This window comes from Corallococcus exercitus (assembly GCF_042231735.1).
In the GTDB taxonomy this organism is placed as follows: domain Bacteria; phylum Myxococcota; class Myxococcia; order Myxococcales; family Myxococcaceae; genus Corallococcus; species Corallococcus exercitus_B.
This window is the reverse complement of record NZ_CP102577.1, coordinates 8,408,428-8,424,289: the sequence shown is the minus strand read 5'-3', so window position 1 is coordinate 8,424,289 and position 15,862 is coordinate 8,408,428. Positions and strand designations below refer to the sequence as shown.

The window sequence follows — 15,862 nt, the reverse complement described above, 5'->3', positions numbered from 1 at the left end:
AGCCCCCAGTCTACACACGATGCGCGCGACGGGGGCACCCTGTCCGCTCCCACGAAGGGCCCCGGGGTTTCCAGGTTCTCAGGGGGCAGCCACCGCCCCGATGGCCCCCTCTGGAATGCCCACCCCCGCCGCGTCGAAGAACGCCCGCAGGTCCTCCGGCACCGGCGCCTCCAGCCGCAGCGGCCGGCCCGTGCGCGGATGGCCCAGCTCCAGCGCGTGCGCGTGCAGCAGGCAGCGCGGCGCCATGAGGCTCCCCGCGCTCCCCGCGCCGCCGTAACGCGCGTCCCCCAGGATGGGCGTCCCCAGCGCCGTGAGGTGCGCCCGGAGCTGGTGCGTGCGGCCCGTCCGGGGCAGCAGCTCCACCAGGCAGAACGCATCCCCCGCGAACAGCGTCCGGTAGTCCGTCCACGCGGGTACGCCATTGGCCGCGCGGGTCGCCCGCCAGCGCCCCGGCCGCGACGGGTCCTTCGACAGGGGCAGGTCCACCGTGCCGCCCGCCGGAAGCCCCGGCCCCGTCGCCGCGAGGTACCGCTTGCGCGCGGTGCCCTCCCGGAACGCCTCCGCCAGCGCGGACGTGGCCGCGGCCGTCTTGCCGAACACCGTCACCCCGGAGGTCTCCCGGTCCAGCCGGTGCACCAGCCCCGCCTGCCGTCCCAGGTGCTCACCCACCAGGTCCACGAGGCTTCCGCCCACGCGCCCTTCCGTGGGCTGCGCGTTCAGCCCCGGGGGCTTGTCCACCGCGATGACGTCCGCGTCCTCGAACAGCACGCGCAAGGGGGCCGCCGGCTTCGCGGCCTCCAGGGGGCTCTGCCCCGCCTCCTCCAGCACCACCGTCACCACCTGCGCTGGCTGCAGCCGCACCGCCCCGTCCCGCGCTCGGCGTCCCGCCACGTACACGGCGCCCACGTCCACCAGCCGCCGCACGTCCGCCACCGGCAGGCCCAGCTCCGCCGCCACCGCCTCCACCAGCACCCGCCCCGCGTGCGCCCCTTCCGCCCGGAACGTCCGGCGCTTCATCGCCTGCCCTCCCCGCCCGTCCACGCGAGGCTCCCGGACACGGAGCCCCTCCATGGGCACCGCCCCGCCCCCGGGCCAGCCCCTTCCGTGGGGGACTCCAGGGGAGCATGCGGCCGGGCAGCGGAGGTGGAGGACATGGCGCGACACTCTATGCGCGCGGTCCCTGCCCTGACGCGGGCTTCCTGTTACCTTCCGCGCCGCCATGGACCGTCCCCTGCTCTCCGTCCGGTCGCGGCTGGATGACTTCCTCGCCGAGCTGGCCACCCTCCAGTACCGCTACGGCGCCGGACTCTCCCCGGACCTCCCCGTCGCGCGCCTGTACGCCTCCTTCCCGGAGCTGTCCTCGCCGGAGACGTTCGCCGCCGCCAACGAGGCCCTCGCGCGCGCTCGCGGCAAGGACGACCCCGTCGCCGTCCGCCGCATCACGCTCGTGCGCGAGCTCATCGCCACGCAGGTGGAGGAGTCGCTGGCCCTGCCCGCGGCGGACGCCGTCGTCGCGCTGGAAGCCCGCTCCCACATCCCCGCCGACGACACGACGCTGTCGCTGGCCCAGGCCCTGTCGCAGCTTCCGCGCGAGGCCAGCCGCACCCGCCGCGCCCTGCTGGAGCGCGGCGCCGGCAACTTCCTCTGGGAGAACCGGGGCCCCTACGGTGACCGGCGCGACGCCGCCCTCCAGGCCGCGGAGGTGCTGGGCTTCCCGGACTACCCCTCCCTGCGCATGGACGTCACCGGCATCGACGCGGCGAAGCTCGCCGAGGCCGCCGAGCAGACCCTCCAGCGCACCGAGGACGCCTACCGCGACGTGCTGGCCTACGTGCTGCGCAAGCTGGAGCCCACCCTGCGCCCGCTGCCCGGCGGCGAGGCGCGGCGCCACGACGTGCAGCACGCGCTGCGCGCCCCGTGGATGGACGCGTACTTCCGCCGCGAGGACACCGTCCCCGCCGTGATGCGCTGGCTGTCCGACTGGGGCCTCCACCCGGAGGCCGGCGGCCGCATCCGCCTGGACGACGAGGCCCGCCCCGGCAAGGCGTCACGCCCCTTCGTCGCCGCCGTGCGCGTACCCCAGGAAGTCCGCCTGGTCCTCCAGCCCAGGAGCGGCATGGACGCGCTGGGCGACCTGCTCCACGAGCTGGGCCACGCGTGGCACCTGGCCCACGTGGACGAGGACGCCCCCATGGAGCTGCGCCGCCTGGGCGACGCCTCCGTCACGGAAGCCTACGCCGCCACCTTCGAGCGGCTGCTCATCTCCCCGCCCTGGCTCAAGCGCTACCTGGGCCTGCCGTCCGGCACGACGAAGGACGTCGTGCGCATGGGCGCCTTCCAGGCCCTGGCCGTGCTGCGCCGCCACTGCGCGAAGCTGTCCTACGAGCTGTCCCTTTCCACCAAGGGCGCCTCCGCGGACCGCGCGGACGAGTACGCCGACGGCCAGCGCCGCGCCCTCTTCGCGCAGCCGCACCCGGGCTTCTTCCTGCATGACGTGGATTCGCAGCTCTACGTCACCCGCTACCTGCGGGCCTGGGCCCTGGAGACCCGGCTCACCGCGCACCTGCTGGAGCGGTTCAACGAGGACTTCTGGCGCAACCCCGCCGCCTTCGCCTGGCTCAAGGGGCTCTTCGCGCGCGGCGGCGCCGCCGACGCGGAGGGACTGGCCACGGAGGTCTCGGGCACGCCGCTGGCGCTGCCCGAGGCGGGAGCGCGCCTCGTGGCCATCCTCAACCAGTAGGGAGAACGGCCCCTACTTCTTCTTGGCGCGCAGCGCGCGGACGATCTTGTCCTTCGCCGCGTTGGCCGGGGCCTCGCGGGTGCGGACCGCGGCGGGCGCCTTGGAGGCGTTGGCCGCCGTGCGCGTCTGGCCGGTGCGCGCGCGCATGGCCTTCATCAGCTGCATCTCGATGACGAGCAGCTCGTCCGCGAGCTCCGCGTTGGCACCCGCGGCGCGGGGCAGCGGCGCGCTCTTGCTGGGGGCGCCCGCGCCGTGGCGCATGCGCAGGGCCTTCTCCTCCTCGGCCGTCAGCGTGGTGGACTTCTCCAGCGCCGCCTTGACCTCTTTCGCGGTCAACGTGCTACTTCCGACCTTGCGCTCCATCTCCGCTCCCTTCGTTGTGCACGCCTGAACACCCGAGCATGTCAGATGCGTCTGGGCCGCAACCGACGAGGATTGTAGAGGACGCAAGAGGGCCGTCAAAATTTCTTCCAACAGGCCGCTGCCATTCTGTAGCGACCCGGCCCACCCGCTACAGCTACAGGCGCATCCCCAGGCCCAGGAAGGTGGAGCGCAGGCTCTGCCGCTGCCCGGAGAAGGGGTTCCCCCTGGCGGAGAAGTTCTGGTAGCGCGCCTCGGCGGAGAGGAAGAGGTTCTCCCCCAGCTCCAGGCCCACGCCGCCGCACAGCTCGAAGCCCACCTGGAGCACCCGGCTGCCCAGCGCGTCCGGGGCCGCCGGCTGGGGACGTGAGTGGGGTACCAACAGGCTGGCCCCCACCCCCAGGAAGGGCCGCACCCGGGTGTCTCCCAGGGGCACCACGCGCACGGACATGGGCGTCACCTCCGTCAGGTGCCGGCTGGACGCCAGGTGCCCGCCCACCTCCAGCACCGCCCCCGGCTTGCGGTACGCCCAGCCCAGGCCCGCGCTGTAGCCCACCGTGCGCCCCGCCTCCGCGTCGCCCTTGAGGACGTAGGCCCCCAAGGGCGCGACGGTGATGCCCAGGTCGCGGGAGGGTTCGGCGAGGGCCGGGGTCGCCAGGAGCGCGAGCCCGGCGCACGCCAGGGGGAGGGCGGAGCGGAACATGGCCCTCTCCCAGAGCAAGGCCAGGGCCAGGGGGGTTCCCCAGCCGCTTCAAGCACTTGCGGGAAGGCCCCGGGCCGGACGGCGGCCCACGCAGGACACGGCCGTCACAGCCTCACACGGGACGCACCTCCCGCCGTGAAGCCGTGGGGCTTCCAACGGTCAGGAGGTGTGGGACGTACGTCAGTTGCCCTCGGCCTCGTCTTCCGGTTCGGGGGCGCCGGCGCCGGGCGTGGCGCCCGGGGTGGCGGGCGAGTCCCCCGGCTTGGTGCGCGGGATGCCGAAGTGGTCCAGCGCGTCCGCGATGCCCTGGGGCTTGTCCGCGTCCGGCAGGAAGTCCTGGGGCGGCTGCAGCTTGGGGTCCTTGCCGATGTCCGTCAGGCTGGACTCCAGCGTCATGCGCAGCTCCGCGGCCTCCGGGGTCTTCTCCTGGGGCACGCCGATTCTCCCGTCCAGCCGGGCCTTGAGGACGACGGACGTGGCCGAGTCCACCAGCACCTCGCCCTCCAGCGAGCGGGGCAGCCGGTGCGCGAAGAAGTTGGCGCGGCGCTTCGTCGTCTCGTCCGCGTTCTTGGGCGTGAAGGCGGCGGGCATCTTCCGCGGCGGGCCGCCCTCCTGGGGGGCGCCCAGGGACACGTTGTACTTCCACGCGGTGCGCCCCTCGTGGGTGACGGTGCCCGCGGGGGTGAGCTTGATGCGGCCCTGGAAGAGGCTGTCGAAGTCGCGGATGGCGCCCGTCAGCTCCGTGCGGGTGCGCTCGGCCATGCCGCGGTCGCGCAGGCGCTGGCGGTACGGGCCGTAGCGGTTGCGCGCGAAGACCTGGCCCTTCACGCGCATCACCTCCAGGCCCTGGTCGCGCGAGTTCTCCAGGATGCCGTGGAAGTCGCCATTGACGCCGCCGGGGCCCGCGCGGAAGGAGCGCGTCTCCGTGAGCTTCACGGGGTTGTTGCCGCTGGGGCCGGCCCACTCGTAGCTGAGGGTGGACTGGAAGAAGTGCGGGCCCAGCCGCTCGGTCACCTCCGCGGCGTCCATGCCCAGGATGCGGCGGGACACCTGGGGGTTGTCCGCGACGTCCTCCGGCGGCAGCTTCTCCTTCGCCGAGGCCACCACCTTCGGCGGGTCCTCCGGCGAGAAGATGCGGGCCTTGGCCGCCTTGTCGACGGGGTCGGAGCAGCCGGTGGCTGCCAGGACCAGGGCGAGGGCGGCGGACTTCGTCAGACTTCTCACGGAACCTCCACGACCAGGACGGCGGGGGCGGCAAGTTACGTGGGGGGGACATGAGCGGCAAGCGGTGGCTTGCGTGCGGCCGTGCAAGGGATAGAACGCCCAACCCATGCAGAACCTGCGAGACAAGTTGTTGAAAGCGGGCCTCGTCTCCGAGGAGCAGGCCAAGAAGTCCGACTCCACGCCCTCGGCGCCACGGCGCCAGGAGGACAACCGGGGGAGCGCTCCACGCGCGCCGGCTCCTCGGGGACGTGATGAGAATCGGACAGCCGGAGGCCCGCCGCGCCGCGATGACCGCGGAGGTCCGCCGCGCCGTGAGGGCGGTGGCGGTCCGCCGCGCGGCGCCGGAGGTCCCCCGCGCCACGGTGCGGGCGGTCCGCCGCGTCAGGGCGGAGGCTTCCGGAGCGGCCCCCAGGGTGGGTTCGGCGCGAACGCGCGTCCGGGCACGCCCACGGAGAAGCCCATCCCCAAGCTGCCGCCCATGCCGGGCTCCAAGGCCTACCAGCGCGCCGAGTCCAAGAAGCAGGTGGAGCTGGACCGCGCCCTGCGCGAGCTGGTGCTGGGCGCCCAGGTGCCCCAGGAGGCGGGCGAGACGGCGTTCTACTTCATGACGCGCAAGGGAAAGCTGCGCCGCATGGAGCTGAGCCCCGCCCAGGCCAAGCAGCTGGAGGACGGCGAGCTGGGTGTGGTGGAGCGTCCGGAGCCCGCGCAGATTGAGCACTCGCTGGTGCCCGCCGCCGTGGCCGAGCAGATGTACGCGCTGTCCGCCAAGGCCGTGCGCTTCTTCAACCGCAAGGAGAACCCCGTCGGCTTCATGAACGACGAGGAGCTCAAGGCGCAGCAGGCCGCCGAGGCCTCCGGCACCGCGCCGGAAGTCGCCGACGAGCCCGAGGCCGCCGCGGAAGGTTCCGAGGAGGGCGGCGAGTCCGCCGAGGCCACCACCTCCGAGCCGTCGCCCGAGCCGAGCGGCGAAGGCAGCCCCCAGTCCTGACGTTCCTTCCCGTGCCCTCCCCTCCTTCCCGTCCGGGAGCGAGGGGAGGCGCGGCTTCCACCGCCGTCCGCGTCAGCCGAACGCGTCGATGCCGGTGATGGCCTTGCCCAGCACCAGCGTGTGCACCTCGTGGGTGCCCTCGTAGGTGAAGACAGACTCCAGATTGAGCATGTGGCGCACGGGCGGGTAGTCGTCCGTGATGCCGTTGGCGCCGTAGATGCTCCGGGCCACGCGGGCGATGTCGAGCGCGCTCTTCACGTTGTTGCGCTTGGCCAGGCTCACCATCACGGGGTTGCTCCTGCCTTCGTCCTTGAGGCGCGCGAGCCGCAGGCTCAACAGCTGCGCCTTGACGATCTCCTGGAGCATGTCCGCCAGCTTCTCCTGTGTGAGCTGATAGCCGGCGATGGACTTGCCGTCGAACTGCGTGCGGGCCAGCGCGTATTCGCGCGCACCCTCGAAGCAGGCGATGGCCGCGCCCGTCACCGCGAACGCGATGCCGGCCCGCGCGTTGTTGAGACACGACAGCGGCCCCTTGAGGCCCACGACGCCGGGCAGCACGTTGCGGTCCGGCACGCGCACGTCCTGGAAGGACAGCTCGCTGGTGCGCGAGGCGCGCAGGGAGAACTTGCCGGGAATCTCCCGCGCGCTGAAGCCGGGCATCCCCTTCTCCACCAGGAAGCCGCGCACGGACTCCGGGCCGCCGTCCTCCGTCTTCGCCCACACCACCGCGACGTCCGCGATGGAGCCATTCGTAATCCAGGCCTTGGTGCCGTTGAGCACCCAGGTGTCCCCGTCCTTCCGCGCACGGGCGCGCATGCCGCCGGGGTTGGAGCCGAAGTCGGGCTCGGTGAGGCCGAAGCAGCCGATGAGCTGTCCCTTCGCCATGCCCGGCAGGAAGCGCGTCTTCTGCTCCTCGCTGCCATAGGCGTGGATGGGGAACATGCACAGCGAGCCCTGCACGGACGCGAAGCTGCGCAGGCCGGAGTCACCGCGCTCCAGCTCCTGCAACACCAGGCCGTAGCTGACGGTGTTCATGCCCGCGCAGCCGTAGCCCTGGAGGTTCGCGCCCAGCACGCCCAGCTCCGCCAGACCCGGGATGAGGTGCGCGGGGAAGGTGCCGTCGCGGAAGTGCTTACCGATGATGGGCAGCACCTCCGCGTCCACGAAGCGGGCCACCGCGTCGCGGGCGGCCTTCTCCTCGGCGGACAGCAGGTCGTCGATGCGGAACAGGTCGGTGATGTCGGCGCGGGGCATGGCGGCGAGCTTGACGTCGCCATGCGGGAGCCGTCAAACCACCGGTGCCTCAGGGCTTCGCGGGCGCGAGCGCTTCCAGGTCCGCGTCACGCAGGAAGTTGACCAGCGGACCGTCAATCTTCCGCTGACCGTCCACCACCACGGTGGGCTTGAGGAAGAAGAGGTTGTTCCAGTTGAAGTCATACAGCGCCTGCTCGGCGGCGTCGTTCCAGGTCCCATCCATGCGGCCCCGGTAGTACCCAAGCTTGTGCAGCACGCGCTTCACGACCTTCGCCGTCTCCTTGTCCAGGGAGACGAGGTCCGACGCGTACGGCGCCGCGACGCCCGCCTGGTAGCGGTTCATCTCCACGTCCAGCTCGCGCAGCGCGTTCCGGCTGCTGTGCACGACGGCGTCCGCGAGCACCTTCGTGTAGAAGACCGCCTCGTTCTCGGAGCTCCAGACGCGGATGACGCCGGAGCGCTCGCCGTTGTTGTCGCCGCCCACCCTGGCCCCCGCCTTGAGCGACGCGAGCAGCCGCTGCGGCAGGCTGCCCTTCGCCTGCTGGAAGCCCGTCGCCATCGCGTCACAGATGGAGGAGGTGGTCTGGTTGTTGGCCTGCACCACGAAGGTGGCGCCCTTCACGGCGCAGCGATGCGAGGGGCTCTCCGCGCCGGTCTGCTGGCCCACGGTGATGGTGCCGTCGGGATTGAGCTTCACCGCGGCGAGCTGGCGGTAGTCCGCGTACGGGTCCACGGTGAACACATAATCGACGGCGGCCTGGGCCGTGTCGCCCGCGTCGGTGCGGGCGAGGATCGCCTCGGCGTCATCCACCGACGGGTAGAACATGGAGGCCACCGCCACGTCCGGACGGCCATAGGGCACCAGGCCGCTGATGCCCGCGGGGAACGAGAGGCTGGCCACGCCACAGGACTTCTCCACGGCGTCGCACGCGACGATGGCGCGCGTGCCCATGAGACGCGGGTTGACCTTGTCCGTGGGGGCAGCGGCCATGGCGGATGTGGACATGAACATCAGACAGGAGACGGCCAGCAGGCCACGAGGGAAGGTCTTCATGTGCAGGGGACTCCGATGCAGTGAGTGATGTCTGGAAGAGCCCCCCTGGAGCGCGGACGATGCATTCCGCCAGGCATCGTCCGCCCGGGGGGTCGGTGCATTACTCCGCGCCGTGACGGAACGCCTTCGGATCCGCGTCGCGCAGGTAGTTGACCAGCGGACCGTCAATCTTCCGCTGGCCGTTCACCACCACGGTGGGCTTGAGGAAGAAGAGCGTGTTCCAGTTGAAGGCATCCAGCGCCTGCTCGGCGGCGGTGTCCCAGGTCCCGTCCACGACACCGGTGTAGAACCCGGCCCTGGACAGCGCGGTCTTCACGACCTTCGCCGTCTCCGCGTCGAGCGGGATGAGGTCCGACGCGTACGGCGCGGCGATGCCTGCCTGGTAGCGGTTCATCTCCACCTCCAGGTCCTTCAGCGCGGTCCGGCTGGTGTGCACGACGGCGTCCGCGAGCACCTTCGTGTAGAAGGTCGACTCGTTCTCCGAGGTCCAGACGCGGATGACGCCGGAGCGCTCGCCGTTGTTGTCCCGGCCCACGGCGGCCCCCGCCTTGAGCGACGCGAGCAGCCGCTGCGGCAGGCTGCCCTTCGCCGTCTGGAAGCCCGTCGCCATGGCGGCGCAGATGGTGGCGGTGGTCTGGTTGTTGGCCTGCACCACGAAGGTGGCGCCCTTCACCGCGCAGCGCTGCGGGGCGTTCTGCGCGCCGGTCTGCTGGCCCACGGTGATGGTGCCATTGGGGTTGAGCTTCACCACGGCGAGCTGGCGGTAGTCCGCGTACGGATCCACGGAGAACACGTAGTCGACGGCCTGCTGGGCCGTGTTGCCCGCGTCGACGCGCGCGAGGACCGCCTCGGCGTCATCCACCGACGGGTAGAACATGGTGGCGATGGCCACGTCCGGGCGGCCGTACGGCACCAGGCCGCTGATGCCCGCGGGGAAGGAGATGCTGGCCACGCCGCAGGACTTCTCCACGGCGTCGCACGCGACGATGGCGCGCGTGCCCATGAGACGCGGGTTCGCCTTGCCCGTGGGGGCCGCGGCCAGTGCGGACGTGGACGCGAACATCAGGCATGAGGCGGCCAGCAAGCCGCGCTTGAAGGTCTTCATATGCAGGGGACTCCGATGCAGTGGTGGGTGTCTTGAAGAGCCCCCGGCAGCGCAAATGATGCATTTCGTCGTGCACCGTCCGTACGAATCACACGCTGCGCCCTATGCTGTGGGGCCATGGCAAACGAGACGACGAAGAGCGTGGTGGTGACGGGCGCCAGCCGGGGCATTGGCCGCGCGGTGTCCCTGGCGTTCGCGCGCGAGGGCTATGACGTCTGGGCGCTGGCGCGCTCCGCGGAGTCGCTGGAGGCGCTGCGCAAGGAGGGCGGCGAGCGCATCCGCACGCTCACGGTGGACGTGGCGGACGAGTCCGCGCTGCTCGCGGCGTGCAAGACCGTCCTGGCGGCGGGGACGCCCCGGGTGCTGGTGAACAACGCGGGCATCACCGTGTCCGCGCCGCTGACGAAGACGTCCACGGCGGACCTGGCCAAGGTGATGGCGGTGAACGTGACGGCGCCGTTCGTCCTGTGCCGCGAGCTGATGCCCGCCATGGCCTCCGCGGGCGGCGGGCGGGTCATCAACATCGGCTCCATCACCGCGACGCGCGGGGCGAAGTACACGTCCGCGTACTGCGCGTCCAAGCACGCGCTGCTGGGGCTGACGCGCGCGCTGTCGGTGGAGTACGCGCGCAAGAACGTCACCGTGAACATCGTGAACCCGGGCTGGGTGGAGACGGACATGTTCGCGGGCGCGACGGCCGCCATCACGAAGACGACGGGCCGCAGCGAGGAGCAGGCCCGCGAGGCCCTGGCCGGGATGAGCGCCATGGGCCGCATCATCCAGCCGGAGGAGGTGGCCGCGATGTGCCTCTTCCTCGCGTCGGAGGCGGCGGCCCCCATCACCGGCGCGGCCTACGCCATCGACGGCGGCGAGGCGGCGTAGCGGCGGGCACCCGCCGTCACAGGCGGTACTGCTCCACGATGTTGCTGACCTCGTGGGACGCGGTGGTGAGGCGCGCGGCGGCCACGGCGCTGGTGGCCACGCGCTCCACCGTCTCGTCCGCCAGCCGCGTCAGGTCGCTCAGCGCGGCGAACAGCTCCGCGATGCCCGCGTCCTGCTGGCTCACCATGTCCGCGATGCTCTTCACGGACACGCTGTTGTTCTGGATGACCGCGGCCAGCGCGCGCAGGCTCTCACCCGCCGCGCGCGCCTGGTCCAGGCCGCCCTCCACCTCGCGCGTGCCGCCCTCGCTCGTCTGCACCGCCTCGGAGATGGCGCGGCCGATGTCGCCCAGGATGGACTGCACGCGCGCCGTGGCCGTCGCGGACTGGTCCGCCAGCGACCGCATCTGCCGGGCCACCACCGCGAACGCCCGGCCCGCTTCACCGCTGCGCGCCGCCTCGATGGCCGCGTTCAGCGCCAGCACGTTGGACTGGTCCGCCAGGTCCTTCACCGTGCCGGTGATGTCGCCCACCTGCCGCGTGCGCTGCCGCAGCTCCGACACCGTGGTGGAGATGCGCTCCACCTGCGAACGGATGTGCGTGAGCCCGCCCACGCTGCCCGCCACCGCGGACTCGCCCGCCTGCCCCACCGCGCCCGCCTTCTCCGCCTCGCGCAGCACGCCCGTCGCCCGCTGCGCCGCCGCCCGCGAGCTCTCCTGCAGCTGCCGCGCGGCGATCTGCGTCTGGTGCAGCGCCGCCGCCTGCCGCGTCACCGCGAGGTTCTGGTCCGACGCGGAGTTCGCCAGCTCCAGCGCCGTCGCCTCCAGCTCCTGCGCGGAGTTCTTCAGCGCCAGCAGCACCGCGCGCAGCCGCGCCATCATCTCCCGGAAGGACGTGGCCAGCTGGCCAATCTCGTCATGCGAGTGGATGTCCAGCGTGCCGCTGAAGTCGCCCTCGGCCACCACCCGCGCCGCCGCCGCGGTCAGCGCGCCCAGCGGCGCCATCATCCGCCGCACCAGCAGGAAGACGCCCCCGCCCGCCAGCAGCGCCACGAGCAGCCCCAGCCCCAGCACCCCCATCAGCGTGGTCCGCATCCGCGCCCACTCCGCCTGGGCACCGCGCGCCAGCACCAGCTCCAGCCCCTCCCCCACCTGCACCCGCGACACGTGCAGCGACGTGCCGCCCACGTCCACCTCGGCGCCGTCCGTCGCGCCCTGGCTCGCCCCCAGCAGCGCGGGCGCCTGGACCGCGTGCAGCGACTGCGCGACCAGCCGGGGCCCCACGTGCAGCAGCGACTCCAGGTGCTCGCTCCCCGCGCCCAGCCGCTTCAGCTCCTCCGCGCCCAGCTCCGCCCCCACCACCAGGAAGCCCACCGGCGCGCCGTTGACCTGGACCGGCTGCGCCACCGCGAACAGGGGCGCGCCCGTGGCCGGCAGCAGCACCTGCCCCTGCTGGCGCACCACCTTCGGAAGGCCCGGCAGGTCCTGCCCGCCCGTGGACGCGATCACCGTCCCGTCCACGCCCACCAGCACCAGCAGGTCCACGCCCAGCACCGCGCGCTGCTCGTTCAGCAGGGCGGCCGCCTCCGAGCGCTCGTGGGAGAAGGCCCGCGTGAACGCGGGGTTGGCCACCGCCACGTGCCCCAGCTCCGCCAGGACCCGCAGCTCCTGCTCCTTCAGCGCCTGCCAGCGCGTCGCATCCCGCGCCAGGGCGGAGGCCAGCTCGGACTCCACGCGCGAGCGCAGCGACAGCCCCATCACCGTCACGGTGAGCAGCGTGAGGGCGATAACGACGGCGGTGAGGGCCGCGGTCAGGCGCGCGGCAAGACTGAGCGTCATACGCAACGGGTGCTCGGACGAGGGGAGGGGGACGCGAGGGGGAGTCCCCAGATTAACCTGGAAATGATGAAGGATTGAAGTCCCTGTGTCGGGTGACTCCCCCTCCGTCCGGCCGGACCCATCGCGTCGGGTCGGCGGTCAGGACCGACCTGAGGGGTTCATGGGCCCGCACTCCCAGCGGGTGACACGGCGGGGAGGCGCTAGACCGCCACGCGCAGCACCACGGCGGTGATGTTGTCGCGGCCGCCGGCCTCGTACGCGGCGGAGACGAGCGCGTCACACGCGGCCTGGGCGGAGGGCGCGCGCAGCTGCTCCTGCAGCACCTCCGGTCCCAGCGGCTCATACAGCCCGTCCGAGCACAGGAGGAAGACGTCCCCGGGCTGCGTCTCCAGCCGCTGCAGGGTGGGCTCCGCGTTCTCCGTGCCCAGCGCGCGGGTGATGAGATGGCGCAGGTTGGCCGGGTTGCCAGGCGGCTCGCGCCCGGCCGCGCGCAGCTCCTCGATGAGCGAGTGGTCGCGCGTGAGCGACTCCAGGCGGCCCTCGCGCAGCCGGTACAGGCGGCTGTCGCCCACGTGGGCCACCGCCGCCCAGCGCTCTCCCACCGCGAGCGCCACCACCGTGGAGGCCATCTCCTTGAGCTTGCCCACGCGGCGCACGCGCAGGGTGCGCTGGGCGAGCGCGGTGCACGCGGCCAGGTAGTTCTCCTCGCGGCTCCTGGCCGGGTCCACGGCGTCCGGCCAGGTGCCGTCGCGGTCGCGGTCCAGCCTGTCGCTGAAGCCCGCGAAGGTGTCCACCACGCACTGGCTGGCGACCTCCCCGCCCTCCTGCCCTCCCAACCCGTCCGCCACCACGAACAGCCCCCGTTCGGGCAGCACGCAGTACGCATCTTCATTGTGCGGCCGGCGCCCGATGTGGGTCTGCCCCGCGCTCTCGAATCTCATCACCACCGCCTCCTGGCTGGGCTCCCGGACAGCAAACGGGAGGCCAACGGCCCGGTCGCTTCCTCCCTGGGGCGCCCCCACGGGGTTCTCGCCCCTGAAGAACGCCCGGGTGCGAACTCCCTCCGCGCGCCCTCGCTCCCCTGTCCGCCGACCGACGTTGCGGTCATCCCCGCCCCGTGCCGCCATGACTTTTCAACGGGCGGGACACCCCGGAGGCCGGGGCCGGGAGCCAGACGTGGAGCAAGGAAGGAAGTCATGGGCGCCGGTAGGATATCGGGCCTCGCGTCCGTTGGGGATCGCGCGGGTCCCCCTAGCAACTCCCGCCGGGACCGGCGGACAATGCAAGAGCCGCCCGACTCGCGGGCCATCACCCGAGGAGAACCATGACCTCCATCCGCCGCGTGGGTTCTGGCATCTCGACGTCCCGGGCCTGGTCCATCTCCTCCGAGCTGGAGGTCACCGCCCCGGTGAAGCAGGAGCCCATGACGCCGGTGGAGCCGGTGCGGCGGGGCTTCTCCGACGACAGCGACTTCCAGGCGGACGCCGACGGCGACCTGGCCGGGGCGCTGCTCGCGGACCTGGGGCTGACGCCGGACGCGCCCTCGGAGGCGCGGGGGCGCGCGGCGGGCCTGGAGGCCCCGGAGCCCCGGGCCGCGCTCCTGGAGAATCCCCACCTGCGCACCTTCGCGGGCGAGAGCACCTTCGAGGCGGCCGGGCCCGCCTACGCGCAGCGGCTGGGCACGCCGCAGACGTCCACGCCGATGCTGCAGGCGCGCCACTTCCAGCAGGCGGAGCGCCGCGCGGAAGCCCCGCCGGCGGATCCCTCGATGGACCCTTCCGACATCCTGTCGCCCGACGCGGCCGCGTGGGAGCTCCAGAACCTGGACACCATGCCCCGCACCGTCTCCGCGCAGGAGGCGGAGGACCTGCTCTTCCTCCTGGAGTCCGGCGACCTGTCCAGCCTGAGCGACGAGGAGCTGAGCGCGCTGAGCGACGACCTGGGCACGCAGGACGCGGCGGAGGCGTCCGACCTGGAGGCGTCCAGCGAGGCGTCCGGGACGCTGGACGACCCGGACGGGTTCCTGGCCACGCTGGAGGACGGCGGACTGGAGCTGTCCCAGGAAGCGGCGCCGGGCCTCGCGTCGGCGGGGGACTTCCTCGCGGACGCGGACGACTTCACGATGGAGGCCGTGCAGGCCGAGGCCGCCTACGCCGCCGCGTACGCGGAGGCCCGCGCGACGGGCGGAGCCGCCGGAGTGGAAGCCCCGGCCGCGAGGCGCGAGGCGCCCGCTCCCCAACCGGAGCCCAGCATCGTGGTGGCCCCCGACGTGGAGGCCGAGTCCACCGTCACGACCGCGGACGACTTCATGGACATCGACGACGTGCAGGACGCCGACCTCGTGGAGGTCGACGCGGCCCACACGCCGCCTCCGCCGCCGCTCGAGTCCTGAGCCCGCGGCCGGGCTCGGTGACGCTCAGGGCGCGGGCTTGTCCGAGAGCGCGGCGTCGAGCTGCTTCTGCGCCTCCATGACGTCCTTCTCCAGCTCGTTCGTGTAGCGGTCGCGCTCCGGGCTCCTCCACTCCGCGTCGGAGAACTGCTGGAGCGAGTACTCGCGCGTGGTGTGCACGGGCCCGCGCAGCGTGACCATCAGCTCGCGGTCCGGGTCCCCCATCTCCTTGAGCAGGAAGCCCTCCACGTCGCGCAGGGTCAGCGGGAACGTGGGCGCCTCGTCGCGGATGAGCTTGCCGAAGACGTTGAGCTTCACCTCCTGCGCGCCCTCCTGCAGCTCCTCGTTGAACGACACCGACGCGAACGGCACGCCGCCCTCGTCATCCAGCCGGCCGGACACCACGTACCGCCCCGCCTTGCGGACCTGGACGGACAGGTACAAATCCAGCGACCCCGCCTCCACCACCTCGCGCACCTTGCGGGTGAACGTGGCCGGCGGCGCGGGCGTGTAGAGCACGTCGAAGAACGCCGAGTCCTCCAGCGAACCCGAGCGCACGCGCACGTCCACGCGCAGCGTGCCGGAGAACATCGCGAAGCCCTGCTTCGACGGCTGGAAGCGCCCGGTGAGCATCCCGTCACCCGCCACCGCGTCGCCGCCCTGCCCCGCGTCCGAGAAGACCACCGGCACGCCCGGCACACCGCCGGCGCCCACCAGGTGGTCCGCCTCGTGCGCCAGCGCGGACACCACCTCGCACGGGCGCGGCGTGCGGCGCGAGTCCTCGCACGCCACGGTGAAGAGCACGGTCTCCTCACCGACGACGAACACCTTGTCCTGCTTGAGCCGCAGCTGCACGTCGGAGGTGCCGTCCTCCGCGGCCTTCGGACTCAGGGGCCGCGTGCGCTCCGGCTCCGCCAGCTCCATCTGGTCCGGATGCTCGCGGCTGGGCCGCGACTCGGGCGGATAGCGCGTGGCCGCCACGTAGGACTCCAACGAGCGCTTCGCGCGCTCCAGCCGCTTCTGCCACAGCTCGCGGCGGGCCTCGCGCTCACGGGCCTCCGGGCTGAGCAGTGACGGCGCGGCGGGCTCGGCCGCCGCCATGGCCGCGTCGCGCTCCGCCGGTGCCCGCGCCACCTCGCGTGGGTCGGACACCGGGGCGGAGGCGGACCCGGGTGCGCCCTCCGGCGCTTCGGCCCCTTCACTTCCCTGCCACCAGAAGAACACCCCGCCCACGAGCACCAGGGGCACGAGGGCAAGCAACCACCGGCCGTGGCGCAGCCGGGAGGCGGAAGAGACCGGGCCGTCGTGACGTGTCATGAGCGGGCT

14 protein-coding genes are annotated in these 15,862 nt (G+C 72.7%); 4 read left to right on the top strand and 10 right to left on the bottom strand.

The features are described from left to right. Nucleotides 1–78 precede the first annotated feature (78 nt). On the bottom strand, nt 79–1,017 hold the full coding sequence (locus NR792_RS33870) for an RluA family pseudouridine synthase (RefSeq protein ID WP_375756845.1): 939 nt from the start codon (nt 1,015–1,017) through the stop codon (nt 79–81). A gap of 202 nt (nt 1,018–1,219) precedes the next feature. On the opposite strand from NR792_RS33870, the gene NR792_RS33865 reads away from it, so the two are divergent. Further along, complete coding sequence (locus NR792_RS33865) at nt 1,220–2,740, top strand: peptidase M3 (RefSeq protein ID WP_375756844.1); 1,521 nt, start codon at nt 1,220–1,222, stop codon at nt 2,738–2,740. Between the two features lie 12 nt (nt 2,741–2,752). Here NR792_RS33865 and NR792_RS33860 read toward each other — a convergent pair whose 3' ends face one another. From NR792_RS33860 to NR792_RS33850, 3 genes are all read right to left on the bottom strand, one after another. Continuing rightward, the gene (locus NR792_RS33860) at nt 2,753–3,103 is read right to left on the bottom strand and encodes a hypothetical protein (RefSeq protein ID WP_207051734.1); all 351 of its coding nucleotides are present in this window, start codon (nt 3,101–3,103) and stop codon (nt 2,753–2,755) included. 154 nt (nt 3,104–3,257) lie between these two features. Next, nucleotides 3,258–3,803: a hypothetical protein gene (locus NR792_RS33855; RefSeq protein WP_375756843.1), complete on the bottom strand. Its 546-nt coding sequence runs from the start codon at nt 3,801–3,803 to the stop codon at nt 3,258–3,260. A gap of 180 nt (nt 3,804–3,983) precedes the next feature. Continuing rightward, complete coding sequence (locus NR792_RS33850; RefSeq protein WP_375756842.1) at nt 3,984–5,027, bottom strand: hypothetical protein; 1,044 nt, start codon at nt 5,025–5,027, stop codon at nt 3,984–3,986. A 106-nt stretch (nt 5,028–5,133) separates the two neighbouring features. On the opposite strand from NR792_RS33850, the gene NR792_RS33845 reads away from it, so the two are divergent. Further along, a complete protein-coding gene (locus NR792_RS33845; protein ID WP_375756841.1) occupies nt 5,134–6,015 on the top strand; it encodes a DUF2058 family protein in 882 nt (293 codons plus the stop codon). A 72-nt stretch (nt 6,016–6,087) separates the two neighbouring features. Here NR792_RS33845 and NR792_RS33840 read toward each other — a convergent pair whose 3' ends face one another. The 3 genes from NR792_RS33840 to NR792_RS33830 form a co-directional block, all read right to left on the bottom strand. Continuing rightward, a complete protein-coding gene (locus NR792_RS33840; RefSeq protein ID WP_375756840.1) occupies nt 6,088–7,269 on the bottom strand; it encodes an acyl-CoA dehydrogenase family protein in 1,182 nt (393 codons plus the stop codon). 49 nt (nt 7,270–7,318) lie between these two features. Beyond that, on the bottom strand, nt 7,319–8,323 hold the full coding sequence (locus tag NR792_RS33835; RefSeq protein WP_375756839.1) for a DUF1028 domain-containing protein: 1,005 nt from the start codon (nt 8,321–8,323) through the stop codon (nt 7,319–7,321). A gap of 100 nt (nt 8,324–8,423) precedes the next feature. Beyond that, the gene (locus NR792_RS33830) at nt 8,424–9,428 is read right to left on the bottom strand and encodes a DUF1028 domain-containing protein (RefSeq protein WP_375756838.1); all 1,005 of its coding nucleotides are present in this window, start codon (nt 9,426–9,428) and stop codon (nt 8,424–8,426) included. Between the two features lie 117 nt (nt 9,429–9,545). Here NR792_RS33830 and NR792_RS33825 point away from each other — a divergent pair, with 117 nt between their 5' ends. Then, complete coding sequence (locus NR792_RS33825) at nt 9,546–10,310, top strand: SDR family NAD(P)-dependent oxidoreductase (RefSeq protein ID WP_375756837.1); 765 nt, start codon at nt 9,546–9,548, stop codon at nt 10,308–10,310. 16 nt (nt 10,311–10,326) lie between these two features. Here NR792_RS33825 and NR792_RS33820 read toward each other — a convergent pair whose 3' ends face one another. Together NR792_RS33820 and NR792_RS33815 are read right to left on the bottom strand one after the other, a co-directional pair. Then, entirely contained in the window at nt 10,327–12,147 is a 1,821-nt protein-coding gene (locus tag NR792_RS33820; RefSeq protein ID WP_375756836.1) for a methyl-accepting chemotaxis protein, read from the bottom strand. Between the two features lie 200 nt (nt 12,148–12,347). After that, the gene (locus tag NR792_RS33815) at nt 12,348–13,088 is read right to left on the bottom strand and encodes a PP2C family protein-serine/threonine phosphatase (RefSeq protein ID WP_375756835.1); all 741 of its coding nucleotides are present in this window, start codon (nt 13,086–13,088) and stop codon (nt 12,348–12,350) included. A 383-nt stretch (nt 13,089–13,471) separates the two neighbouring features. Between NR792_RS33815 and NR792_RS33810 the strand changes: the two genes are divergently transcribed. Further along, entirely contained in the window at nt 13,472–14,539 is a 1,068-nt protein-coding gene (locus tag NR792_RS33810; RefSeq protein WP_375756834.1) for a hypothetical protein, read from the top strand. Nucleotides 14,540–14,563: 24 nt separating this feature from the next. On the opposite strand, the gene NR792_RS33805 is transcribed toward NR792_RS33810, so the two are convergent. After that, on the bottom strand, nt 14,564–15,853 hold the full coding sequence (locus NR792_RS33805) for a hypothetical protein (protein WP_375756833.1): 1,290 nt from the start codon (nt 15,851–15,853) through the stop codon (nt 14,564–14,566). Nucleotides 15,854–15,862: the final 9 nt, after the last annotated feature.